Origin of the sequence: Mixta gaviniae, from assembly GCF_002953195.1 — a bacterium.
GTDB classification, from domain to species: Bacteria; Pseudomonadota; Gammaproteobacteria; order Enterobacterales; family Enterobacteriaceae; genus Mixta; species Mixta gaviniae.
Window position 1 is genome coordinate 344,984 of the sequence record NZ_CP026377.1, and the last position, 21,053, is coordinate 366,036.

Below are 21,053 nucleotides of genomic sequence, written 5' to 3' on the forward strand. Positions count from 1 at the left end.
TGGCGGGTTCGCGCTTACCCTGAATTCTGGAGACATTATGACTCTGAAACTTGGCGTTATCGGCACCGGCGCAATTGGCCAGGAACATATCCGTCGCTGCACAAAAGTATTGCAGGGCGCCACCGTGACGGCGGTATCCGACATTAACCTTGAAGGTGCCAGAGCGGCACTGACGCGGCTGGGTCTGCAGGCGGAAGTTTATGCCAACGGTCACGACGTAGTGAACTCGCCCGACGTCGAGGCGCTGCTGGTTACGTCCTGGGATCCGACGCACGAAGAGTTCGCCCTGGCCGCCATCGCCGCCGGCAAGCCGGTGTTCTGCGAGAAGCCGCTGGCGATGACTGCCGAAGGCTGCCGCCGCGTGGTGGACGCCGAGATGAAGTTCGGCAAGCGCCTGGTGCAGGTCGGCTTTATGCGTCCTTACGATGTGGGCTACCGCGCGTTGAAAAAGGTGATTACCGAAGGGCAGATCGGCGAGCCGCTGATGCTGCACTGCGCGCACCGCAATCCCGCCGTGCCGGAGAGTTACACCACCGATATGGCGATCACCAGCACCCTGATCCATGAGCTGGACGTGCTGCGCTGGCTGACCGATGACGACTATAAAACCGTGCAGGTGGTCTTCCCGCGCGTCACCTCCAAAAGCCACGCCCGCCTGAAAGATCCGCAGATCGTGCTGTTTGAGACGCAGAAAGGCATCCGTATCGACGTGGAGATCTTCGTTAACTGCGCCTACGGCTATGACATTCAGTGCGAAGTGGTCGGCGAAGAGGGCATCGCCCGTCTGCCGGAGCCGTCCGCAGTGCAGATGCGCAGAGGCGCGCAGCTTTCCACCGCCATCCTCACCGACTGGAAAGACCGTTTTATCGACGCCTATGACGTTGAACTGCAGGCCTTTATCAACGATGTCAGCAGCGGCACGCTGACCGGCCCGTCTGCCTGGGATGGCTATGCCGCCTCGGTCGCCGCCGATGCCTGCCTCAAGGCACAAAACAGCGGCGCTATTGAACAGGTCGAGCTGCCGCCGCGTCCGGCTTTTTACGATAAAGCTTAATTTTTGCGCTCTTCCCGCTATGTCGGGAAGAGTACGCACCATGCACTGAGCAATCAGGGAGAACGTTATGAAGATCGCTTTCGATGTGGATGTCATCCGAGACTTAGGCATCACAAAGATGGTTCATCAGGTAGCTGACTGGGGCTACAAATACATTGAACAGTCGCCGCATCCGCAGATTAACCCCTTCTATAAGCACCCGAAAGCCAGCCGGGAGATCATGACGGAGTATAAGAACGCGCTGAAAGCGACCGGCGTCGAGATCTCCTCGTTTATCGTGGTGTATCGCTGGTCTGGCCCGGACGAGCTGCGCCGCCAGGCAGCAGTGAAAAACTGGAAACGCATGATTGAGATTGCCGTCGAGATGGGCGTACAGGTGATCAATACCGAACTCTCCGGCAACCCCAACGAACCGGAGATTTGCGAAGAGATGTTCTACCGCTCCATGGAGGAGCTGCTGCCGATCGTGGAGCGCGAAGGCATCCGCATCGAAATTCAGTCGCACCCCTGGGATTTCTGCGAGCAGAACAACGAAACCGCCGATATCGTAAAGTCGTTCCGCAGCGAAAACGTGAAGTACGTTTACAGCGTGCCGCACACCTTCTTCTATGACAAAGGTAAAGGCGACGTAAAAAGCATGCTTGAGTATGTGGGCGACGATCTGTCGCACGTGCTGGTCGCCGATACCATGAATCACACCAAACACTGTCGCTATATCGTCAACCCGCCAGGCGTGGACGCCGCGGTGCATCAGCATGTCGGCGTCGGCGAAGGCGAAGTTGATTTCACCACCCTGTTCAACACCCTGCGTGAGATGGATTTTGCCAACCGCAGCTATAAGGTGGGCGGCGAATCGATTATTGCCTCGGCGCTGTTCGGCTATCCGGAAAAGATGAAGTATCAGGCGGTGGAAACGCGCGAGCTGATCGAGCGCGAGCTGCTGAGCAAATAAGACGACGGGCCTGCGGGCCTGCGCGCGTGGCGGCGAGCGGCCGCCGTACTGAACAGAGAATTCACCATGAATAAAGAGAATGTGAAGCTGGCGATCGCGCCGATTGGCTGGACCAACGACGATATGCCGGAGCTGGGGAAAGAGAACACCTTTCAGCAGACCGTGAGTGAAATGGCGCTGGCGGGCTTCAGCGGCAGCGAAGTCGGCAGCAAATATCCCCGCGATCCGGCGGTGCTGAAGCCGATGCTGGCGATGCGCGGTATAGAGATCTGCAACGCCTGGTTCAGCACCTTTTTCGCCAACGGCGAAAAGGCAAAAACCATCGATGAGTTCGTTAACCACATGAACTTCTTACATGCGATGGGCGCGCGGGTGATTGGCTGCTCTGAGCAGAGCAAAAGCATTCAGGGCACGTCGCTGGCGGTATTCGATCAGAAACCGGTGTTTACCGAAGAGGAGTGGCGGTTAACCGCTGAAGGCTATAATGAGCTGGCGACAATCGCAGCGGAAAAAGGAATGCAGGTCTGTTTGCATCATCATATGGGCACCGGCATTCAGACGCCCGCCGAAATCGACCGCTTTATGGCGCTGACCAACGACGATGTCTATCTGCTCTACGATACCGGCCATATCTACTACTCCGAAAACAGCGAACAGGCGATGCTGGCGGTGCTGGAGAAACATCTGTCGCGCATCAACCATGTCCATCTGAAGGATGTGCGCGACGAGGTGGTCAGCATGGTGCGCAATCAGAAGCTCTCTTTCCTGGAGGGGGTAAAGCGCGGCACCTTCACTGTACCGGGCGACGGCGTGATCGATTTCAGGCCAGTATTTAACATTCTCGATAAGGCAGGCTACCGCGGCTGGATGGTTGTAGAGGCGGAGCAAGATCCGGCGCTGGCTAACCCGTTTGAATATGCGGTAAAGGCGCGCCGCTATATCCGCGAGACCGCAGGCATTTAATGAGGTGCGGCGCCGAAAAGCGCGCCCGGGTAAAGCCGTAAACGACAAACGCCGCCGTGTCCGGCGGCGTTCTTATGCATAAGCGGGCGTTTATTTCAGCGTGATGGTATTAATCACGTTTTCCGCCGCCGCCTGCGCCTTCTGCTGGTTATCGGCAGGCAGCGTAATTTGCAGCGTCAGTAATTTACCGTCCGCTTTCGCCAGCACCACGGAAGACCAGGCTGACTGCTGGTTGGCGGAGATCACCGTATCCAGCTGCTGCGCCGCTTCGCCTTTCAGCGTAATCGCTTTATTGGACACTACCTGCAGCTGCGGATCGCGGTTGCGCTGCTGCTGCTCCAGACGTTTCGCCAGTACGTCCAGCCCTTCGTTGGTGGCGTCGCCGTCAATCACGATAATAGCGCGCTGGCCGCTCTCATCGGCGTAGACGTGCATATTATTCGCCTGGGTGCCCAGTTTGCCGCTCTTGTCGGACATGCCCGCCGGCAAGTTGAAGCTGAGTTTGCCATCCATTAATGACACCGTCTGCGTCGATGTGCTGGCGCTGGCGCCGTTATCGTCCGCTGCGGCTTTATCCGACTGCTGATCGCAGGCGGCCAGACCTACTACCAGTAAACCTATTCCAAGATATTTTGTAAGTTGACGCATCAGGTTCCCTTTTATTGATTAGCCTGGCAATACAGTACTCAATACAAACTGAATCAGCGCGTAAAAGCAACCTATCGAGTGTCACAGGATCTTAGACGCGCTGACAGTTTGCCGCTATTGCCGCTTAGCCGAAATTGTAGCGGGTTTGTCCCGACATCGCCGCCAGACGCTTTAACGTCGCATTAAGCAGCACGCCGTAGGCAGGCAGGAAGAAGACCATGCAGATCAGCACCTTGAAGCTGTAGTCCACCAGCGCGATCTCTACCCAGTGCTGCGCCATAAAGGCGTCTGGGCTTTTATAAAAGGCGATAAAGAAAAAGGCGAGGGTATCGCTGATGTTGCCTAAGAACATCGCCGACGCGGGCGCCGCCCACCACTGCGGCAGCTGGCGCAGCCGGTTAAAGACATGTACGTCCAGAATCTGCCCCAGCGCATAGGCCATGAAGCTGGCGCAGGCGATGCGGGCGACAAACAGGTTAACCTGCTGCAGCGCTTCCAGCCCCTGCCACGCGCCGTTATAGAACAGCGAAGAGACCACATAGGAGATAAACAGCGCGGGCACCATAACCGCCAGGATAATCCGGCGGGCCAGCGGCGCGCCAAAAATCCGCACGGTCAGATCGGTGGCCAGGAAGATAAACGGAAAGCTGAAGGCACCCCAGGTGGTATGAAAGCCAAACAGGGAGATCGGCAGCTGAACCAGATAGTTGCTGGAGGTAATCACCAGCACGTGAAACAGAGAGAGCCAGATAAGCGCATGCTTCCGCTGGCGCGGCGTAAAGGGGATCATAATCTACCTTTTTTACGTTGGGGTGAGGGAACCCAGTGTTGATTCAACCATCAGCCGTTGGTTAGCGATCGGCCCGGCGCGAGGCGCAGGCTGAGTGGCAAGCCGATACTGATTGTCGGCGGCAGGCAACAGCGCCTGCCGCGGCCGCATCTTACCGCGTTGTTTCGGCATTGCAACGGTTAGTTTTCACGCAAACGTTCACCTGCCGTCAGCCGCTTGCGCAACCGGTCGCCGGGGGTAGAATAGGGCGCAACAGACTTAAGTGACGAGACAATAATGAGTGATCTATTCGCAAACCCCGATCAAACCCTGGACGCGCTGGGCCTGCGCTGCCCGGAACCGGTAATGATGGTGCGCAAAGCGGTGCGCCATATGCAGGAGGGCGAGACGCTGTTGATTATCGCCGACGATCCCGCCACCACGCGCGATATTCCCGGCTTCTGCCGCTTTATGGAACATACGCTGGTGGCACAATCGATCGATGAGAAGCCCTATCGCTATCTGGTGCGCAAGGGCCTCTCCTGAGGGGTTAGTAGAGCCAGAGCGAACGGGCGATCATAAAATGCCCGGCGAAGTAGCAGGCGGCGACAATGGCGTTATCTGCCGTAAAGCGCTTGCGGTAGTGGCTGATAAACCAGACCAGGTTCGCCAGCGTCAGCAGCGTGGCGCCCGCCACCAGCGAGAAGCTGTAGTCGTTAGGACGGAAATAGTAGAGTTCGGCGGCCAGCCAGTTCATCACCAGCGTCATGCCGATAAAGGTGCAGATCGGCCAGCGCAAATCTTCCAGCCGCGACCAGATAACCGCCACCCAGACAACGCCGATAATCAGCATTGCCAGCGGGATCGGCCAGAAGAAACTCATGGTCATATGGCTGGCGAAGTTAATGGTGTAGAGCAGGTGCGCCAGGAAAAAGGCGCCAACGGCATACATCAGGCGTTGGCGCGGCAGCAGCGTCAGCGCGTCGCCCGCCATGGTGGCCAGCAGGCCCAGCAGAATTAAATAGTCGCCGGGGTTACGCGTGGGCGCCTGCCAGGCCCAGGCGAGCAGCAGCAGCAGGGTAACGGGTTTAAACAGCCAGCGCTGCCACTGCGGGCCGCGGTAGGAAGCATCGACATAAAGCCAGCCGGAAAAAAGTACGGCAAGAAATGACCAAATCATTACGTTGTCCTTTTCTGAAAGGGGCGGCCGTAGCGTCCGCCGCGAAATGCAGCGCTGACGCCTGGCTGCCGTTTTATTAACGACATCCTGCGATCAGTTTAGGTTAGAGGGATGCAATGTGACAATGAGAGCGGGCCGGTTGGGATCCGCCTGCCGCCGCCCGAGTTAAACGCCTGGAGCTGAAGATGAGCAAGCCCCCGCTGATTTTTATTATCGTGCTGGCGATAATCGCCGTGCTGGCCTCGCGTCAGTTTATTAAACAGCGGCGTGAAAACGCGGCGAACGATGCGGCGGCGGTGCGATCGCTGCAGGCAGAGGTCAGAGACAAACGTGAATTTCCGGCGCCTGACCGACGCTCGCGTCAGCGCGAGGTGATTGCGGGCGAAGAGATGCGCTACGAGGCCTGGTTTCATCCGCTGAACGGCGCGGCGGATATCAGGCTGAGGGTAACGGCTAAGGATTATCAGCGCATGGAGAACGGCGTAAAAGGCGAACTGAAGGTGCAGGGCACCCGTTTTATCTCTTTTACGCCGGAACGGCCGTAGGGCGGCTACTGCTTCGGATAGTGCTTCTTCTGCCAGGCGAGCAGCTCGAACACACCGAAAAAGAAGATCTTAACCTGCGTCAGGCGGCTCAGCTTCGCGCCATCCTTTGGCTGGGTGGCGCGCAGCAGCACCAACTGCAGACCGTGCATGATCACCATAAAGATCAGCGCAACATCGACAAAATATTTCAGCGGCTTAGGAAAAGGCTGCACGATATTCAGCAGCAAAAAGGCCCAGACGCAGACCATCAACAAACGCCCCAGATTAAGCCACATTATCCTGCTCCTGTTTTACGCCTTCGCGGCGGTATAAGCGGTAAGCGACCTGTCCCGCTATCTTTTCCCGATGTAAAAACCAGTTGGCCGGCACCGGCGGCGTGCCGTTTTCCACTTCGCTTTCAACGTAGACCAGCGCTTCGTCCGCCAGCCAGCCGTTGCTTTCCAGCAGCTGTAGCGTCTGCGCCAGCAGGCCTTTGCGAAACGGCGGATCGATAAACACCACCTGGTAAGGTTCACCCTGCTGCGCCAGCCAGCTCAGGGTATTGGTCTGGATCACCTGCGCGTTATCGGCTTTCAGGGTCTGCAGGTTTTGCGCCAGCTGCCGGGCGACCGGTTTTTCCAGCTCCAGCAGCGTCGCCGAGCCCGCATAGCGCGACAGCGCCTCCAGGCCAAGCGCGCCGCTGCCGGCGAAGCAGTCGAGGCAGCGCGCCTGCTGAATATCCGGCGCCAGCCAGTTAAACAGGGTTTCACGCACGCGGTCGGTGGTGGGGCGCAGACCGGCGCTGTCCGGCACCGGCAGTTTTCGTCCGCGCCACTGGCCGCCGATAATGCGGATTTGTCCGGCGGCGCTGTGGGGTTTCTTATTCATGTTGCTCACAACTCGTCATAATTTGTTGCGTAGTTTAACGGGCGAAAGCAGCGGAGGAAACGTTAAAAAGGGTGCTGGTGTTGCGCTGGCTGGAAAGTGTTAGACTAATGAATTCTTTATCAGGTTATTTTTTCAGTCCGGCGCGATAAACGACCGGGTGAAAGCCATCGAGGAGTGTAGTTACACAATGGCAAAAGAAAAAAAGCGCGGCTTTTTTTCCTGGCTGGGTTTGGTCGTGAAGAAACGCCTGCGCAGTCAGAAGAACAAAAAGAGACGTTAACGCAGCAGACGGAAAGCACCGAGCGTGACGCGCCCGCAACTGAACAGCCCAGCGCCGATCAGATCGCCGAAAATATCGTGGCGACCACCGAAGAGGTGGCGCGTCAGGAAGAGGCGCGTCCTGCGCCGCAGGCAGAAGATACGCCGCGCCAGGACACGCAGCTAAAAGAGAGTGCGCCGCTTCACGAAGAGAGCCTGTCGGAAGAGATAACGCCGCCAGACGCTGCGCGGCCTCACGAAGAGATGCTGCCGGAAGAGATAACGCCGCCAGACGCTGCGCGGCCTCATGAAGAGATCCTGCCGGAAGAGATAACGCCGCCAGACGCTGCGCCGACGCACGAAGAGATCCTGCCGGAAGAGATAACGCCGCCAGACGCTGCGCCGACGCACGAAGAGATCCTGCCGAAAGAGACGACGGTCGGGGAAGCGCCTTCGTCGGAAGCGCCGCCATCAAGCGCGGCGCTGTTGCAGGAAGCGGGCCCGGCGGATGAAACGCCGGCGGTCACCGACGAAAAAGATGCGGCGATCGCGACCGAAGTCGCGGCGGCCGTCACGCTTTCCAGCGCGCCGGAAGAGGAAACCCTGCCAGAGGACGAGCTGCCGCTGACCGAAGACGAGCTGGCCGCGCTGGCGCTGGCCGAAGCGGCACCAGAGGAAGAAGCGGTCGCTGCGCCGGTTGAGCAGGAACGTCCGACGAAAGAGGGCTTTTTCGCGCGCCTGAAGCGCAGCCTGGTGAAAACGCGTCAGAACCTCGGCTCTGGCTTTATCAGCCTGTTCCGTGGCAAGAAAATCGATGATGAGCTGTTTGAAGAGCTGGAAGAGCAGCTGCTGATCGCTGATGTCGGTGTCGACACCACCCAGCGCATCATCAGCAGCCTGACGCAGCAGGCCAACCGCAAGCAGCTGCGCGATGCGGAAGCGCTGTACGGTCTGCTGAAAACGGAAATGGCGGGCATTCTGCATCAGGTCGAGGCGCCGCTGGATGTTTCCGGCAAAACGCCGTTCGTTATCCTGATGGTCGGCGTTAACGGCGTCGGTAAAACCACCACCATCGGTAAGCTGGCGCGTCAATATCAGGCACAGGGTAAATCGGTAATGCTGGCGGCGGGCGATACCTTCCGCGCTGCGGCGGTCGAGCAGCTGCAGGTGTGGGGCGAACGCAACCATATTCCTGTGGTGGCGCAGCATACCGGCGCTGATTCCGCCTCGGTGATTTTCGATGCGATTCAGGCGGCTAAAGCGCGCGGCGTGGATGTGCTGATCGCTGATACTGCAGGCCGCCTGCAGAATAAATCGCACCTGATGGAAGAGCTGAAGAAAATCGTCCGCGTGATGAAAAAGCTCGATGAGAACGCGCCGCACGAGGTGATGCTGACTATCGACGCCAGCACCGGCCAGAATGCGGTTAGCCAGACTAAGCTGTTCCATGAGGCGGTCGGCCTGACCGGTATCACCCTGACCAAGCTGGACGGCACGGCGAAAGGCGGGGTGATCTTCTCGGTGGCGGACCAGTTCAGCATTCCGATTCGTTTTATCGGTGTCGGAGAAGGCATCGATGATTTACGGCCGTTTAAGGCCGAAGATTTTATTGAGGCACTGTTTGCCCGAGAGGATTAACCAGGATGATTCGCTTTGAAGAGGTCAGTAAGGCTTATCTCGGCGGTCGGCAAGCGCTGCAGGGGGTGGATTTTCATCTGCAACCCGGCGAGATGGCGTTTCTGACCGGTCATTCCGGCGCAGGGAAAAGCACCCTGTTGAAGCTGATTTGCGGCATTGAGCGTCCCAGTGCGGGCCATATCTGGTTCAGCGGGCACGATATCAGCCGGCTGAAAAATAGCGAAGTGCCGTTTCTGCGTCGACAGATCGGCATGATCTTCCAGGATCACCATTTGCTGATGGATCGTTCGGTCTACGACAATGTGGCGATCCCGCTGATTATCGCTGGTGCCAGCGGCGAAGATATTCGTCGCCGCGTTTCCGCCGCGCTGGATAAGGTCGGCCTCCTCGACAAAGCGAAAAGTTTTCCGATTCAGCTGTCGGGCGGCGAGCAGCAGCGCGTCGGCATCGCTCGCGCGGTGGTGAACAAGCCAGCGGTGTTGCTGGCGGATGAGCCGACCGGCAACCTGGATGAGGCGCTGTCGGAAGATATCCTGCGTCTGTTTGAAGAGTTCAACCGCGTTGGCGTCACCGTTCTGATGGCGACGCACGATATGGGTCTGATCGCCCGCCGCGATTATCGGGTAATGTCGCTCAGCAACGGCAGACTGCACGGAGGCTAATATGGCTAATAAACGCATCAAACGCGCGCCGGCGCCGAAGGCCAGGCCGCAGCAGCCGAAAAGCAAGGCGCTGAAAGGCGGCTGGCAGGAACAGTGGCGCTACGCCTGGCGCGGCACGCTGTCGGATATGTGGCGTCAGCCGCTGGCGACGCTGCTGACGGTTATGGTTATCGCTATTTCGCTGACGCTGCCGAGCGTCTGCTATATGGTCTGGAAAAACGTCAGCCAGGCGGCGGAGCAGTGGTATCCGGCGCCGCAGCTGACGCTCTATCTGTCGAAAACGCTGGACGATAGCGCGGCAGAAAACGTGGTGGCGACGCTGAAAAAAGAGCCGGGTGTGGCGAAGGTAAACTATCTGTCGCGCGATGAAGCACTGGGTGAGTTTCGCAACTGGTCCGGCTTCGGCGGGGCGCTGGATATGCTGGAGCAGAACCCGCTGCCGGCGGTAGTGATCATTACGCCGGATCTCAACTTCCAGAATGAGAAGACGCTGGAAACGCTGCGCGACCGCGTGCAGCACGTGGATGGCGTCGACGACGTACGTATGGACGACAGCTGGTTCGCGCGTCTGGCGGCGTTGACCGGGCTGGTGGGGCAGGTCGCCAGCCTGATCGGCATCCTGATGGTGATTGCGGTGTTCCTGGTGATCGGCAACAGCGTGCGTCTTAGCATCTTTGCCCGCCGCGACACCATTAACGTGCAGAAACTGATCGGCGCTACCGATGGCTTTATCCTGCGGCCTTTCCTCTACGGCGGCGCACTGCTGGGGTTAAGCGGCGCGGTGCTGTCGTTGATCCTGTCGGAAGTGCTGGTGTTCCGTCTGGAAGCGGTGGTGGCGCAGGTCGCCAGCGTCTTTGGTACCACCTTCCGTATCAGCGGCCTCTCCTGGGATGAAAGCCTGCTGCTGCTGCTACTGTCGGCGATGATCGGCTGGATTGCCGCCTGGCTGGCGACAGTGCAACATTTACGTCGTTTTACGCCACAATAACGTTTTTTTGGTATAATCTTCCTCTGCTGCATGACGCCTGTGCGGCAGAGGAAATGTCTGATTTTCCTCCTGCCTGCCAGAATCTGACGTCCTTATCTTGTGTATAAAATATTCACGCTGTAAATTGAACTTGTGGATAACTTCGCTCTCTAAGAAGTAGCACAGATTGCTTTGGGGTTTCGTTGCCGATTCCTGTACCCTGGTGAATCGCGCAAAAGGAAATCGTGCGGCAATATCGATTAAATATGTGAGGGTTTGAATGACCAAAGAAATGCACACTTTAGCTATTGCTCCTCTTGGCAACCTGGAATCTTATATTCGGGCCGCCAATACCTGGCCGATGCTAACGGCAGAAGAGGAAAAAGCGCTGGCTGAACGGCTGCATTACCAGGGCGATCTGGATGCGGCTAAAACGCTGATCCTGTCTCACCTCCGCTTTGTTGTTCATATCGCTCGTAACTATGCGGGCTACGGCCTGCCGCAGGCGGATTTGATTCAGGAAGGCAACATCGGCCTGATGAAAGCGGTACGCCGCTTTAACCCGGAAGTGGGGGTTCGCCTGGTCTCCTTTGCCGTTCACTGGATCAAGGCGGAAATTCACGAATATGTGCTGCGTAACTGGCGCATCGTGAAGGTTGCCACCACCAAAGCGCAGCGCAAACTGTTCTTCAACCTGCGCAAAACCAAGCAGCGTCTGGGCTGGTTCAATCAGGATGAAGTGGAAATGGTGGCGCGCGAGCTGGGCGTGAGCAGCAAAGACGTCCGGGAAATGGAATCGCGCATGGCCGCGCAAGACATGACCTTTGACCTGACCTCGGATGATGAATCGGGCGAAGGGAAAAGCATGGCGCCGGTGCTTTATCTGCAGGATAAAACCTCAGATTTCGCCGACGGCATTGAAGAGGATAACTGGGAAAACCATGCGGCCGATAAGCTGAGCGACGCGCTGCAGGGCCTGGATGAGCGCAGCCAACATATTATTCGCGCTCGCTGGCTGGATGACGACAACAAAACCACGTTGCAGGAGTTGGCCGATAAATATGGCGTTTCCGCTGAGCGTGTGCGCCAGCTAGAGAAAAACGCGATGAAAAAATTGCGTATGGCGATTGAAGCGTAACGCGCTATCGCGAAACGGGGCGGCTGAAAAGCCGCCCTTTTTGTTTTGGGCCGCGCCGCTTTCTCCGCAGACTGATTCGCTCGTATAGCACTTTGCCGCAGAGCGTTTTTGCCCAGCGAGGCACCTGCAAACGACCCGCCTTTGCCCTATAGCGATTTACCTGCACATCTCGCTTGCATAGCGCTTTGCCCAGCGATTCAGCGGGCGACTCGCCCGTCGTGCGCTTTGCCCGCAAGCGATTCGTTCGGCCGCCCGGCATCCTGCCGGAAACCGCTATTCCTTGTTTAACACCCAGCCGTCCGCCTGGGTGCGAAAGCCGCAGGCCTGCATAAAGGCGGCGATAGCTGGCTGATCGCCTTTGCCGTCATCCGCGATCCACCAGTGCGACACCGATGGGTTCTGCGCAATCACCTCTTCTACCAGATAGTGTCCCACGCCGCGACGACGCGTCACCTCTCTGACTTCCAGCTGCGACAGCGTGCCTTGTGTGCCGCGGATCGCCAGCATCACCGCCGCCAGCAGGCGATCATTAAAACGCGCGGCGTAGAGCCGCTGATTCTCGTTTAGCCTGTTTTCCAGCGCATCGCAGTCGGTGCCCGGCCAGATTTTGCCGATATCGATGCGATCCTGATCGCTGAGTTGTTGCAGCCTGATGATAGTCAGTTTCATGAATAATCTGCACCCTGATAAAAGGCATATTGTAGCGAAAATGTACGGAAAGGAACGTGTAACCTTTTCTGTACGAAAACAAAGCAATCTGTTTTTTGCCGCCCGCGTATTCCGAGTAAACACTTATTACAGCACTCGCGGCCAGCATAACGCGCTGGTTAAGTGGCGAAATAGCCACCGTAACTGCCAGATGATTGTCCTGTTATAACCGTTAGATTTTGATTATCTCAGTTGATTTACAGAATAAAATTCCTGTTTAATGGACTGAAAAATAAAGCGTTATTTATAAAATTGGCGCGGAAATATTCCTAACTCGTTCACATTAAACAAGTTTTGTTCAATAACCCGCCGAACATAATCACAAAGCAAACACAACAGACACAACAGATGGGGAAGTCCGGATGAATATCAGTAAAGGTCGCGTAATACTGGCTGGGTGTGTGGCGCTGGCGATGAGTCATGCTGCGCTGGCGGAAGATATTAAAGTGGCGATTGTCGGCGCGATGTCCGGGCCGGTGGCGCAGTACGGTGATATGCAGTTTACCGGCGCCACCCAGGCGATTGCCGATATCAACGCCAAAGGTGGCGTGAACGGCAATAAGCTGGTGGCAGTAAAATATGACGACGCCTGCGATCCCAAGCAGGCGGTGGCAGTGGCGAACAAAGTGGTCAATGAAGGCATCCGCTATGTGATCGGCCATCTCTGTTCCTCCTCCACGCAGCCCGCTTCCGATATCTATGAGGATGAGGGCATCCTGATGATCACCCCAGCCGCGACCGCGCCCGATCTGACGTCGCGTGGCTACCAGCTGATTATGCGCACTACCGGTCTTGATTCCGATCAGGGGCCGACCGCGGCGAAATATATTCTCGATACCATTAAACCGCAGCGCATCGCGATTGTGCATGACAAGCAGCAGTATGGCGAAGGGCTGGCGCGCTCGGTGCAGGACAGCCTGAAGAAAGCGAACGCGCAGATTGCGATGTTCGAAGGCATTACCGCAGGCGATAAAGATTTCTCCACTCTGGTGGCGCGCCTGAAGAAAGAAAATATCGACTTCGTCTACTTCGGCGGCTACTACCCGGAAATGGGCCAGATTGTGCGCCAGGCGCGCGCCGCCGGCCTGAAAACCCAGTTTATGGGCCCGGAAGGAGTCGGTAACGCCTCGCTCTCCAACATCGCCGGCGCTGCATCCGAAGGCATGTTTGTTACCCTGCCGAAACGCTATGACCAGGTACCGGCGAACCAGCCGATCGTCGAGGCGATCAAAGCGAAAAAACTGGACGCGACCGGGCCTTTCGTCTGGACCACCTATGCCGCGCTGCAGTCGCTGGCCGCCGGGATGGAGCGCAGCAAGAGCGCAGAGCCTGCCGACATCGCTAAAAACCTGAAAGAAGGCCAGCCGGTTCCTACCGTGATGGGCGACCTGAGCTGGGATAAAAAAGGCGACCTGAAAGGCTTTGAGTTCGGCGTGTTCAAGTGGCATGCCGACGGCACCTCAACCGCAGTGAAATAAATCGGTATTCAGGCCGGGTCAGGGCGGATGTTCCCTTATCCGCCACGACCGCAGGCCGTATGTGATGTGGCAGTCCGGGGTCAGGCGCGCCTGGCCCCCGTTCTATCCTGCACTTCGTGAAGACGGACGTTTTTTTGCTGTAGGCCGCGCCGCGCAGCTTTGTTGGGGTTGATATTATGTCCGAGCAGTCTCTCTATTTTCTACAGCAGTTGCTTAACGGGGTCACCTTAGGCAGCACCTACGCGCTGATCGCCATCGGCTATACCATGGTCTACGGCATTATCGGCATGATCAACTTCGCCCATGGCGAAGTCTATATGATCGGCAGCTATGTCTCTTTTATCGTTATCGCCGCGCTGATGATGGTCGGCATCGATGTCAGTTGGGTATTGATTGGCGCCGGCTTCCTTGCGGCGATCGTGATCGCCAGCGCTTACGGCTGGAGCATTGAACGCGTCGCTTATAAACCAGTGCGTGCCTCCAAACGCCTGATCGCGCTGATTTCCGCCATCGGCATGTCTATCTTTCTGCAGAACTACGTCAGCCTGACGCAAGGCTCGCGCGATCTGGCGCTGCCGAGCCTGGTAAGTGGCCAGCTGACGCTGGGCGAAAGCAACGGCTTCTCTGCCACCATCAGTACCATGCAGGTAGTGATCTGGCTGGTGACCTTTGTGGCGATGCTGGCGCTGACGCTGTTTATCCGCTATTCGCGCATGGGCCGCGCCTGCCGCGCCTGCGCCGAAGACCTGAAAATGGCCAGCCTGCTGGGCATCAATACCGACCGCGTGATCTCGCTGACCTTCGTGATCGGCGCGGCGATGGCGGCGGTAGCGGGCGTGCTGCTGGGGCAGTTCTACGGCGTTATCAACCCCTATATCGGCTTTATGGCCGGGATGAAAGCCTTTACCGCCGCGGTGCTGGGCGGCATCGGCAGCATTCCCGGCGCGATGCTGGGCGGCCTGGTGCTGGGCATCGCCGAGGCGCTGACCTCCGCCTACCTCAGCACGGAATATAAAGATGTGGTCTCTTTCGCGCTGCTGATTGTGGTGCTGCTGGTAATGCCGACGGGCATTCTGGGTCGTCCGGAGGTAGAGAAAGTATGAAGCCCGCTCAATTCGCAAACGCCCTTATTTCGGCGCTGACGCTGCTGGTGCTGGCGGCTTTCTTTATGGGGCTGCGGCTGGATCTCGACGGCACGCGGCTGGTGGTGGAAAACGCCGGCAGCGTGCGCTGGAACTGGATCGCCGTCGGCTGCGCCGTCGTGTTTATCTTCCAGCTGTTACGCCCGCTGCTGGGTCGCAGCCTGAAGCGCGGCGGTCACGGCGGCTTTGTGCTGCCGAGCTTCGACGGCAGCACGCCGAAACAGAAGCTGCTGGCGCTGCTGTTTATCGCCGCTGCGGTTATCTGGCCATTTCTGGTATCGCGCGGTACGGTGGATATTGCCACCCTGACGCTGATCTATGTGATGCTCGGTCTCGGTCTGAACGTCGTGGTCGGGCTTTCCGGCCTGCTGGTATTGGGTTACGGCGGCTTCTACGCTATCGGCGCCTATACCTTCGCGCTGCTTAACCACTATTACGGCCTGGGCTTCTGGCAATGTCTGCCGCTGGCGGGCATGGTGGCGGCGCTGTTCGGCCTGCTGCTCGGCTTTCCGGTGCTGCGCCTGCGCGGCGACTATCTGGCGATCGTGACGCTCGGTTTCGGCGAAATCGTACGTATTTTGCTGCTGAACAACACCGCCTTTACCGGCGGGCCGAACGGCATCAGCCAGATCCCGAAACCGACCTTTTTCGGGCTGGAGTTTAACCGCAGCGCGCGCGAAGGGGGGTGGGATACGTTCCACCACTTCTTTGGGCTGAAGTACGATCCCAGCGACCGCATTATCTTTCTCTATCTGGTGGCGCTGCTGCTGGTGGTGCTGACGCTGTTTGTTATCAACCGGCTGCTGCGTATGCCGCTGGGCCGGGCCTGGGAAGCGCTGCGCGAAGATGAGATCGCCTGCCGTTCGCTGGGCCTCAGCCCGACGCGCATCAAGCTAACCGCCTTCACCATCAGCGCCGCCTTCGCCGGTTTTGCCGGCAGCCTGTTCGCCGCGCGCCAGGGTTTTATCAGCCCGGAATCCTTTACCTTCGCCGAATCGGCCTTTGTGCTGGCGATCGTGGTACTGGGCGGCATGGGATCGCAGCTGGCGGTGATACTGGCGGCGATCCTGCTGGTGGTATCGCGCGAGCTGATGCGTGATTTAAACGAATACAGCATGCTGGTGTTAGGCGCGCTGATGGTGCTGATGATGATATGGCGTCCGCAGGGGCTGCTGCCGATGCAGCGTCCGCAGCTGAAGCTAAAGCGGGATGAACAAGGAGAGCAGGCATGAGTCAGCCTTTACTGGCCGTAGAGGGCCTGATGATGCGCTTCGGCGGCCTGCTGGCGGTGAACAACGTGGCGCTTGAGCTGCGGCCGCAGGAGATTGTCTCTCTTATCGGGCCGAACGGCGCCGGGAAAACCACGGTATTCAACTGTCTGACCGGCTTTTATAAGCCGACCGGCGGATCGATCAGGCTGCGCGACCATCAGCTGGCCGGCATGCCGGGCCAGCAGATCGCCCGTATGGGTATTGTGCGCACTTTTCAGCACGTACGCCTGTTCCGTGAAATGACGGTGATTGAAAACCTGTTGGTAGCGCAGCATCAGCATCTGAAAAGCGGCCTGTTTTCCGGCCTGCTAAAAACGCCCGCCTTTCGCCGCAGCGAAAGCGAGGCGCTGGATTACGCCGCCGGCTGGCTGCGGCGCGTCGGCCTGCTGGAGATGGCGAACCGTCAGGCGGGCAACCTGGCTTATGGTCAGCAGCGGCGTCTGGAGATTGCGCGCTGCATGGTGACGCGACCGGAAATCCTGATGCTGGATGAACCGGCGGCGGGGCTGAACCCGAAAGAGACGCACGAGCTGGACGCACTGATCGCCGAACTGCGCGGCGAACATAAGGTGTCGGTGCTGCTGATTGAGCATGATATGAAACTGGTCATGGGCATTTCCGATCGGATTTACGTGGTGAATCAGGGGACGCCGCTGGCGAATGGCACGCCGGAAGAGGTGCGTAACAACCCGGATGTGATCCGCGCATATTTAGGTGAGGCATAACATGGCGAATCCGATCTTAACGCTCAGCAGGGTGAGCGCGCATTACGGCAAGATTCAGGCGCTGCATCAGGTCAGCCTGCATATCAACCAGGGCGAAATCGTCACGCTGATCGGCGCTAACGGCGCCGGGAAAACCACGCTGCTCGGCACATTGTGCGGCGAACCGCGCGCGTCGGAAGGGGCGATTACCTTTGACGGCAAAGCGATCACTGACTGGCAGACGGCGCGCATTATGCGCGAAGCGATTGCCATCGTGCCTGAAGGGCGCCGCGTCTTTTCGCGCATGACGGTTGAGGAAAACCTGGCGATGGGCGGCTTCTTCGCCAGTCGCCAGCAGTATCAGCAGCGTATTGAGCGAGTCTACCATCTCTTTCCGCGCCTGCTGGAGCGTCGGGTGCAGCGCGCCGGTACCATGTCCGGCGGCGAACAGCAGATGCTGGCGATTGGCCGTGCGCTGATGAGCCAGCCACGCCTGCTGCTGCTGGATGAACCGTCGCTCGGCCTTGCGCCAATCATCATTCAGCAGATCTTCGATACCATCGAGCAGCTGCGTCAGGAGGGGATGACCATTTTCCTCGTGGAGCAGAACGCCAACCAGGCGCTGAAGCTGGCCGATCGCGGCTACGTGCTGGAAAACGGCCACGTGGTGTTGGAGGACAGCGGCGACGCGCTGCTGGCGAACGAGGCGGTGCGCAGCGCCTACCTCGGCGCGTAACCCAACGGCGGCCCGCTCTGATGCGGGCCGTTTTTTTTGCCCGATCCTGTCCTGCGTTGCTTTCCCGGTGCTGAAAGCGGGCGGCTTCTTTTCCTGCGCGCGCCATCCCGCTGCCATCTCACTGTCATTTTCCGGTCATTTAACGGTTATCTTTCCGTCATTTTCGCGTGTCATGTTACTTCGCGAATGAGAAAAAAGCGTGATTTCGTATACACCTACAATGTCACAGGAAAATGCTATGTCCTCCTTTACGTTTCGTCATACCGCTCTCAGCATGCTGCTGGGGCTGGCACTGAGCAGCAACGCCCTGGCCGCGACGGACATTCCGTTCTGGCATTCAATGGAAGGCGAACTGGGCAAAGAAGTTGACTCACTGGCACAGCGTTTTAACCAGGCGCACCCGGATTACAACGTGGTGCCGGTTTACAAAGGCAACTATGAACAGAGCCTGGCGGCGGGTATCGCGGCCGTGCGTACCGGCAAGGCGCCGGCGATATTGCAGGTGTATGAAGTGGGCACCGCCACCATGATGGCATCGCGCGCCATCAAGCCTGTCTATGAAGTGTTTAACGCGGCGGGCATCAAGTTTGATGAGTCGCAGTTTGTGCCGACCGTCGCCGGCTACTACACCGATGCGAAAAGCGGTCACTTACTGTCGCAGCCGTTCAACAGCTCTACGCCGGTGCTGTACTACAACAAAGACGCCTTTAAAAAAGCGGGGCTGGATCCCGAACAGCCGCCGAAAACCTGGCAGCAGCTGGTGAAAGATACCGCCGCGCTGCGTAAAGCAGGCATGAAATGCGGCTACGCCAGCGGCTGGCAGGGCTGGATCCAGATTGAAAACTTCAGCGCCTGGCATGGCCTGCCGGTAGCGACAGAAAACAACGGCTTCGGCGGCACCCACGCGCAGCTGATTTTCAACAAGCCGGAGCAGGTGCGTCATATCGCCATGCTGGCGGAGATGAACAAGAAAGGGGACTTCACCTACTTTGGCCGCAAGGATGAATCGACCGAGAAGTTCTATAACGGCGACTGCGCCATCACTACCGCCTCTTCCGGGTCGCTGGCGGATATTCGTCAGCACGCCAAATTTAACTACGGCGTCGGCATGATGCCGTATGACGAAACCGTGCCCGCCGCGCCGCAGAACGCCATTATCGGCGGCGCCAGCCTGTGGGTGATGCAGGGCAAAGAGAGCGCCACCTATAAAGGGGTCGCCGAGTTCCTGCAGTTCCTTACCCAGCCGGAAATCGCCGCCGAATGGCATCAAAAAACCGGCTACCTGCCGATCACCCAAGCCGCGTTCGACCTGACACGGCAGCAGGGTTTCTACGATAAGAATCCCGGTGCGGATATCGCCACCCGTCAGATGCTGAACAAGCCGCCGTTGCCGTTCACCAAAGGGCTGCGCCTCGGCAATATGCCGCAGATCCGCACCATCGTTGACGAAGAGCTGGAAAGCGTCTGGAACGGCAGCAAAACGCCGCAGGCGGCGCTCGACGCTGCGGTACAGCGCGGCAATTTACTGCTGCGCCGCTTCGAACAGCAGGTGAAATAAGGCCGGGCCGGGCGGCAGGCGCCGCCCGGCTATGCGCTAACGCCACGCCAGGTTTTATCCCGCCGATCTGTTATGGAATCACCGCATGTCCAGCTCTCGTCCCGTTTTTCGTTCGCGCTGGTTACCCTGGGTGCTGGTTCTGCCCCAGCTGGTAATTACGCTGATCTTTTTTATCTGGCCCGCCGGAGAGGCGCTCTGGTACTCGGTACAAAACGTCGATCCTTTCGGCTTTTCCAGCACCTTTGTCGGGCTGGAGAATTTCCGCCGCCTGCTGGATGATGACTACTATCTGGCCTCCTTCTGGACCACGCTGCTGTTTAGCGCGCTGGTAACCGGCTGCGGGCTGGTGATTTCGCTGCTGTTCGCCGCGCTGGTGGATTACGTGCTGCGGCTGCGCCGTTTGTATCAGACGCTGCTGCTGCTGCCCTATGCGGTGGCGCCCGCCATCGCAGCGGTGCTGTGGATGTTCCTGTTCAATCCCGGTATTGGCCTGATCACCCATTTTCTGCACCACTTCGGCTACAACTGGAACCATGCGCAGAGCAGCGGTCAGGCGATGTTTCTGGTCGTGCTGGCGTCGGTCTGGCAGCAGATCAGCTACAACTTTCTGTTCTTCTTCGCGGCGCTGCAGTCCATTCCCCGCTCGCTGGTGGAGGCGGCGGCGATTGACGGCGCCGGGCCGGTGCGGCGCTTTTTCTGTTTATCGCTGCCGCTGATCGCGCCGGTGAGCTTCTTCCTGCTGGTGGTGAACCTGGTCTACGCCTTCTTCGATACCTTCCCGGTGATCGACGCGGCGACCCAGGGCGGGCCGGTGCAGGCGACCACTACGCTGATTTATAAGATCTACCGCGAAGGCTTTGCCGGGCTGGATCTTTCATCGTCTGCCGCGCAGTCGGTGGTGCTGATGTTCCTGGTGATCCTGTTGACGGTGATCCAGTTCCGCTACGTTGAGCGTAAGGTGCGTTACCAATGATTGAAAACCGACGCGGGCTGGATATTTTCAGCCACCTGATGCTGATTGCCGGCATCCTGACCATTCTCTTTCCGCTTTGGGTCGCCTTTGTTGCCGCGACGCTGGATAACCAGCAGGTGTTTCAGGTGCCGATGACCCTGATCCCCGGCAGCCAGCTGTGGCATAACGTACGCGAAATCTGGCTGCACGGTGTCAGCAGCCAGAGCGCGCCGATGAGCGTGCTGCTGGTCAATAGCACACTGATGGCGCTGGGCATCACGCTGGGCAAAATCACCGTCTCGATCCTCTCTGCCTTTGCGCTGGTCTGGTTCCGCTTTCCGCTGCGCAATCTGGTGTTCTGGATGATCTTTATCACCCTGATGCTGCCGGTAGAGGTGCGTATTTTCCCGACGGTGGAGGTGGTGGCGAACCTGAGGCTGCTCGACAGCTATAGCGGGTTGACGCTGCCGCTGATGGCATCGGCGACCGCCACCTTTCTGTTTCGGCAGTTTTTTATGTCGCTGCCGGATGAGCTGATCGAGGCGGCGCGCATCGACGGCGCCAGCCCGATGCGCTTCTTCCGCGATATCGTGCTGCCGCTGTCGCGCACCAATCTGGCGGCGCTGTTCGTGATCACCTTTATCTACGGCTGGAATCAGTATCTCTGGCCGATCCTGATCACCAGCGAAACGCGAATGGGCACCGCCGTGGCGGGTATCCGCAGCATGATCTCGTCTGGCGAAGGCACCACCCAGTGGAACCTGGTGATGGCGGCGATGCTGCTGACGCTGATCCCGCCGGTGGTGGTGGTCATGGTGATGCAGCGGGCGTTTGTTCGTGGTCTGGTCGAAAGCGAGAAATAA

The 21,053-nt window shown here is 58.3% G+C and carries 23 protein-coding genes; 17 read left to right on the forward strand and 6 right to left on the reverse strand.

The annotated features are described in order from the left end of the window. Nucleotides 1–37 precede the first annotated feature (37 nt). The 3 genes from iolG (at nucleotide 38) to iolE (ending at nucleotide 2,969) form a co-directional block, all read left to right on the forward strand. Nucleotides 38–1,054, forward strand: a complete 1,017-nt coding sequence (iolG, locus tag C2E15_RS01470; protein ID WP_104955836.1) for a bifunctional inositol 2-dehydrogenase/D-chiro-inositol 1-dehydrogenase — start codon at nucleotides 38–40, stop codon at nucleotides 1,052–1,054. Between the two features lie 67 nt (nucleotides 1,055–1,121). After that, the gene (locus C2E15_RS01475; RefSeq protein ID WP_104955837.1) at nucleotides 1,122–2,006 is read left to right on the forward strand and encodes a sugar phosphate isomerase/epimerase family protein; all 885 of its coding nucleotides are present in this window, start codon (nucleotides 1,122–1,124) and stop codon (nucleotides 2,004–2,006) included. 66 nt (nucleotides 2,007–2,072) lie between these two features. Further along, nucleotides 2,073–2,969: a myo-inosose-2 dehydratase gene (gene iolE, locus C2E15_RS01480; RefSeq protein WP_104955838.1), complete on the forward strand. Its 897-nt coding sequence runs from the start codon at nucleotides 2,073–2,075 to the stop codon at nucleotides 2,967–2,969. Nucleotides 2,970–3,059: 90 nt separating this feature from the next. On the opposite strand, the gene C2E15_RS01485 is transcribed toward iolE, so the two are convergent. Together C2E15_RS01485 and C2E15_RS01490 are read right to left on the reverse strand one after the other, a co-directional pair. Further along, nucleotides 3,060–3,617 carry a DcrB family lipoprotein gene (locus C2E15_RS01485; protein ID WP_104955839.1) on the reverse strand — a complete coding sequence of 186 codons (558 nt, stop codon included), beginning with the start codon at nucleotides 3,615–3,617 and terminating at the stop codon, nucleotides 3,060–3,062. Nucleotides 3,618–3,741: 124 nt separating this feature from the next. Further along, entirely contained in the window at nucleotides 3,742–4,407 is a 666-nt protein-coding gene (locus tag C2E15_RS01490) for a 7-cyano-7-deazaguanine/7-aminomethyl-7-deazaguanine transporter (protein ID WP_104955840.1), read from the reverse strand. A 276-nt stretch (nucleotides 4,408–4,683) separates the two neighbouring features. On the opposite strand from C2E15_RS01490, the gene tusA reads away from it, so the two are divergent. Continuing rightward, nucleotides 4,684–4,932: a sulfurtransferase TusA gene (gene tusA, locus C2E15_RS01495; protein ID WP_104955841.1), complete on the forward strand. Its 249-nt coding sequence runs from the start codon at nucleotides 4,684–4,686 to the stop codon at nucleotides 4,930–4,932. 4 nt (nucleotides 4,933–4,936) lie between these two features. On the opposite strand, the gene C2E15_RS01500 is transcribed toward tusA, so the two are convergent. After that, entirely contained in the window at nucleotides 4,937–5,566 is a 630-nt protein-coding gene (locus tag C2E15_RS01500) for a lysoplasmalogenase (protein ID WP_104955842.1), read from the reverse strand. A gap of 185 nt (nucleotides 5,567–5,751) precedes the next feature. On the opposite strand from C2E15_RS01500, the gene C2E15_RS01505 reads away from it, so the two are divergent. Further along, the gene (locus tag C2E15_RS01505) at nucleotides 5,752–6,111 is read left to right on the forward strand and encodes a DUF2500 domain-containing protein (protein WP_104955843.1); all 360 of its coding nucleotides are present in this window, start codon (nucleotides 5,752–5,754) and stop codon (nucleotides 6,109–6,111) included. Nucleotides 6,112–6,116: 5 nt separating this feature from the next. On the opposite strand, the gene C2E15_RS01510 is transcribed toward C2E15_RS01505, so the two are convergent. Together C2E15_RS01510 and rsmD are read right to left on the reverse strand one after the other, a co-directional pair. Beyond that, nucleotides 6,117–6,386 carry a DUF1145 family protein gene (locus C2E15_RS01510; protein ID WP_104955844.1) on the reverse strand — a complete coding sequence of 90 codons (270 nt, stop codon included), beginning with the start codon at nucleotides 6,384–6,386 and terminating at the stop codon, nucleotides 6,117–6,119. After that, nucleotides 6,376–6,978 carry a 16S rRNA (guanine(966)-N(2))-methyltransferase gene (gene rsmD, locus C2E15_RS01515; protein ID WP_104955845.1) on the reverse strand — a complete coding sequence of 201 codons (603 nt, stop codon included), beginning with the start codon at nucleotides 6,976–6,978 and terminating at the stop codon, nucleotides 6,376–6,378. Before rsmD ends, C2E15_RS01510 begins: the two co-directional genes overlap by 11 nt. A 522-nt stretch (nucleotides 6,979–7,500) precedes the next feature. On the opposite strand from rsmD, the gene ftsY reads away from it, so the two are divergent. The 4 genes from ftsY (at nucleotide 7,501) to rpoH (ending at nucleotide 11,641) form a co-directional block, all read left to right on the forward strand. Then, nucleotides 7,501–8,874: a signal recognition particle-docking protein FtsY gene (gene ftsY, locus C2E15_RS01520; protein ID WP_425438050.1), complete on the forward strand. Its 1,374-nt coding sequence runs from the start codon at nucleotides 7,501–7,503 to the stop codon at nucleotides 8,872–8,874. 5 nt (nucleotides 8,875–8,879) lie between these two features. Further along, a complete protein-coding gene (gene ftsE / locus C2E15_RS01525) occupies nucleotides 8,880–9,536 on the forward strand; it encodes a cell division ATP-binding protein FtsE (RefSeq protein WP_104955846.1) in 657 nt (218 codons plus the stop codon). A gap of 1 nt (nucleotide 9,537) precedes the next feature. Next, nucleotides 9,538–10,524 (forward strand): permease-like cell division protein FtsX, encoded by a 987-nt coding sequence (ftsX, locus tag C2E15_RS01530; protein ID WP_104955847.1) that lies wholly within the window; start codon nucleotides 9,538–9,540, stop codon nucleotides 10,522–10,524. A gap of 259 nt (nucleotides 10,525–10,783) precedes the next feature. Continuing rightward, nucleotides 10,784–11,641 (forward strand): RNA polymerase sigma factor RpoH, encoded by an 858-nt coding sequence (gene rpoH / locus C2E15_RS01535; RefSeq protein WP_104955848.1) that lies wholly within the window; start codon nucleotides 10,784–10,786, stop codon nucleotides 11,639–11,641. Between the two features lie 273 nt (nucleotides 11,642–11,914). Here rpoH and panM read toward each other — a convergent pair whose 3' ends face one another. Beyond that, complete coding sequence (panM, locus tag C2E15_RS01540) at nucleotides 11,915–12,310, reverse strand: aspartate 1-decarboxylase autocleavage activator PanM (protein WP_104955849.1); 396 nt, start codon at nucleotides 12,308–12,310, stop codon at nucleotides 11,915–11,917. A gap of 401 nt (nucleotides 12,311–12,711) precedes the next feature. Here panM and C2E15_RS01545 point away from each other — a divergent pair, with 401 nt between their 5' ends. The 8 genes from C2E15_RS01545 (at nucleotide 12,712) to ugpE (ending at nucleotide 21,053) form a co-directional block, all read left to right on the forward strand. After that, nucleotides 12,712–13,827 (forward strand): branched-chain amino acid ABC transporter substrate-binding protein, encoded by a 1,116-nt coding sequence (locus tag C2E15_RS01545; RefSeq protein WP_104955850.1) that lies wholly within the window; start codon nucleotides 12,712–12,714, stop codon nucleotides 13,825–13,827. 176 nt (nucleotides 13,828–14,003) lie between these two features. Beyond that, complete coding sequence (livH, locus tag C2E15_RS01550; RefSeq protein WP_104955851.1) at nucleotides 14,004–14,930, forward strand: high-affinity branched-chain amino acid ABC transporter permease LivH; 927 nt, start codon at nucleotides 14,004–14,006, stop codon at nucleotides 14,928–14,930. Next, complete coding sequence (locus C2E15_RS01555) at nucleotides 14,927–16,201, forward strand: high-affinity branched-chain amino acid ABC transporter permease LivM (RefSeq protein WP_104955852.1); 1,275 nt, start codon at nucleotides 14,927–14,929, stop codon at nucleotides 16,199–16,201. The genes livH and C2E15_RS01555 overlap by 4 nt, the downstream gene beginning before the upstream one ends. Next, nucleotides 16,198–16,965 carry a high-affinity branched-chain amino acid ABC transporter ATP-binding protein LivG gene (livG, locus tag C2E15_RS01560; protein WP_104955853.1) on the forward strand — a complete coding sequence of 256 codons (768 nt, stop codon included), beginning with the start codon at nucleotides 16,198–16,200 and terminating at the stop codon, nucleotides 16,963–16,965. Before C2E15_RS01555 ends, livG begins: the two co-directional genes overlap by 4 nt. A gap of 1 nt (nucleotide 16,966) precedes the next feature. Next, nucleotides 16,967–17,680, forward strand: coding sequence for a high-affinity branched-chain amino acid ABC transporter ATP-binding protein LivF (gene livF / locus C2E15_RS01565; RefSeq protein WP_104955854.1), 714 nt, complete (start codon nucleotides 16,967–16,969; stop codon nucleotides 17,678–17,680). A gap of 238 nt (nucleotides 17,681–17,918) precedes the next feature. Then, nucleotides 17,919–19,238, forward strand: a complete 1,320-nt coding sequence (gene ugpB / locus C2E15_RS01570) for a sn-glycerol-3-phosphate ABC transporter substrate-binding protein UgpB (protein ID WP_104955855.1) — start codon at nucleotides 17,919–17,921, stop codon at nucleotides 19,236–19,238. An 85-nt stretch (nucleotides 19,239–19,323) separates the two neighbouring features. Then, nucleotides 19,324–20,211: a sn-glycerol-3-phosphate ABC transporter permease UgpA gene (gene ugpA / locus C2E15_RS01575; protein ID WP_104955856.1), complete on the forward strand. Its 888-nt coding sequence runs from the start codon at nucleotides 19,324–19,326 to the stop codon at nucleotides 20,209–20,211. After that, nucleotides 20,208–21,053 carry a sn-glycerol-3-phosphate ABC transporter permease UgpE gene (gene ugpE / locus C2E15_RS01580; RefSeq protein ID WP_104955857.1) on the forward strand — a complete coding sequence of 282 codons (846 nt, stop codon included), beginning with the start codon at nucleotides 20,208–20,210 and terminating at the stop codon, nucleotides 21,051–21,053. Before ugpA ends, ugpE begins: the two co-directional genes overlap by 4 nt.

Bases quoted from the DNA above. Each gene is read 5' to 3' on its own strand.
- rpoH (WP_104955848.1), top strand. From the start codon at position 10,784: ATGACCAAAGAAATGCACACTTTAGCTATTGCTCCTCTTGGCAACCTG.
- C2E15_RS01475 (WP_104955837.1), top strand. From the start codon at position 1,122: ATGAAGATCGCTTTCGATGTGGATGTCATCCGAGACTTAGGCATCACA.
- ftsY (WP_425438050.1), top strand. From the start codon at position 7,501: ATGCTGCCGGAAGAGATAACGCCGCCAGACGCTGCGCGGCCTCATGAA.
- C2E15_RS01505 (WP_104955843.1), top strand. From the start codon at position 5,752: ATGAGCAAGCCCCCGCTGATTTTTATTATCGTGCTGGCGATAATCGCC.
- livH (WP_104955851.1), top strand. From the start codon at position 14,004: ATGTCCGAGCAGTCTCTCTATTTTCTACAGCAGTTGCTTAACGGGGTC.
- livG (WP_104955853.1), top strand. From the start codon at position 16,198: ATGAGTCAGCCTTTACTGGCCGTAGAGGGCCTGATGATGCGCTTCGGC.
- rsmD (WP_104955845.1), bottom strand. From the start codon at position 6,978: ATGAATAAGAAACCCCACAGCGCCGCCGGACAAATCCGCATTATCGGC.
- livF (WP_104955854.1), top strand. From the start codon at position 16,967: ATGGCGAATCCGATCTTAACGCTCAGCAGGGTGAGCGCGCATTACGGC.
- C2E15_RS01555 (WP_104955852.1), top strand. From the start codon at position 14,927: ATGAAGCCCGCTCAATTCGCAAACGCCCTTATTTCGGCGCTGACGCTG.
- C2E15_RS01510 (WP_104955844.1), bottom strand. From the start codon at position 6,386: ATGTGGCTTAATCTGGGGCGTTTGTTGATGGTCTGCGTCTGGGCCTTT.
- C2E15_RS01485 (WP_104955839.1), bottom strand. From the start codon at position 3,617: ATGCGTCAACTTACAAAATATCTTGGAATAGGTTTACTGGTAGTAGGT.
- panM (WP_104955849.1), bottom strand. From the start codon at position 12,310: ATGAAACTGACTATCATCAGGCTGCAACAACTCAGCGATCAGGATCGC.
- iolG (WP_104955836.1), top strand. From the start codon at position 38: ATGACTCTGAAACTTGGCGTTATCGGCACCGGCGCAATTGGCCAGGAA.
- ugpA (WP_104955856.1), top strand. From the start codon at position 19,324: ATGTCCAGCTCTCGTCCCGTTTTTCGTTCGCGCTGGTTACCCTGGGTG.
- tusA (WP_104955841.1), top strand. From the start codon at position 4,684: ATGAGTGATCTATTCGCAAACCCCGATCAAACCCTGGACGCGCTGGGC.
- C2E15_RS01545 (WP_104955850.1), top strand. From the start codon at position 12,712: ATGAATATCAGTAAAGGTCGCGTAATACTGGCTGGGTGTGTGGCGCTG.
- ftsE (WP_104955846.1), top strand. From the start codon at position 8,880: ATGATTCGCTTTGAAGAGGTCAGTAAGGCTTATCTCGGCGGTCGGCAA.
- ugpB (WP_104955855.1), top strand. From the start codon at position 17,919: ATGTCCTCCTTTACGTTTCGTCATACCGCTCTCAGCATGCTGCTGGGG.
- iolE (WP_104955838.1), top strand. From the start codon at position 2,073: ATGAATAAAGAGAATGTGAAGCTGGCGATCGCGCCGATTGGCTGGACC.
- C2E15_RS01500 (WP_104955842.1), bottom strand. From the start codon at position 5,566: ATGATTTGGTCATTTCTTGCCGTACTTTTTTCCGGCTGGCTTTATGTC.
- ftsX (WP_104955847.1), top strand. From the start codon at position 9,538: ATGGCTAATAAACGCATCAAACGCGCGCCGGCGCCGAAGGCCAGGCCG.
- C2E15_RS01490 (WP_104955840.1), bottom strand. From the start codon at position 4,407: ATGATCCCCTTTACGCCGCGCCAGCGGAAGCATGCGCTTATCTGGCTC.
- ugpE (WP_104955857.1), top strand. From the start codon at position 20,208: ATGATTGAAAACCGACGCGGGCTGGATATTTTCAGCCACCTGATGCTG.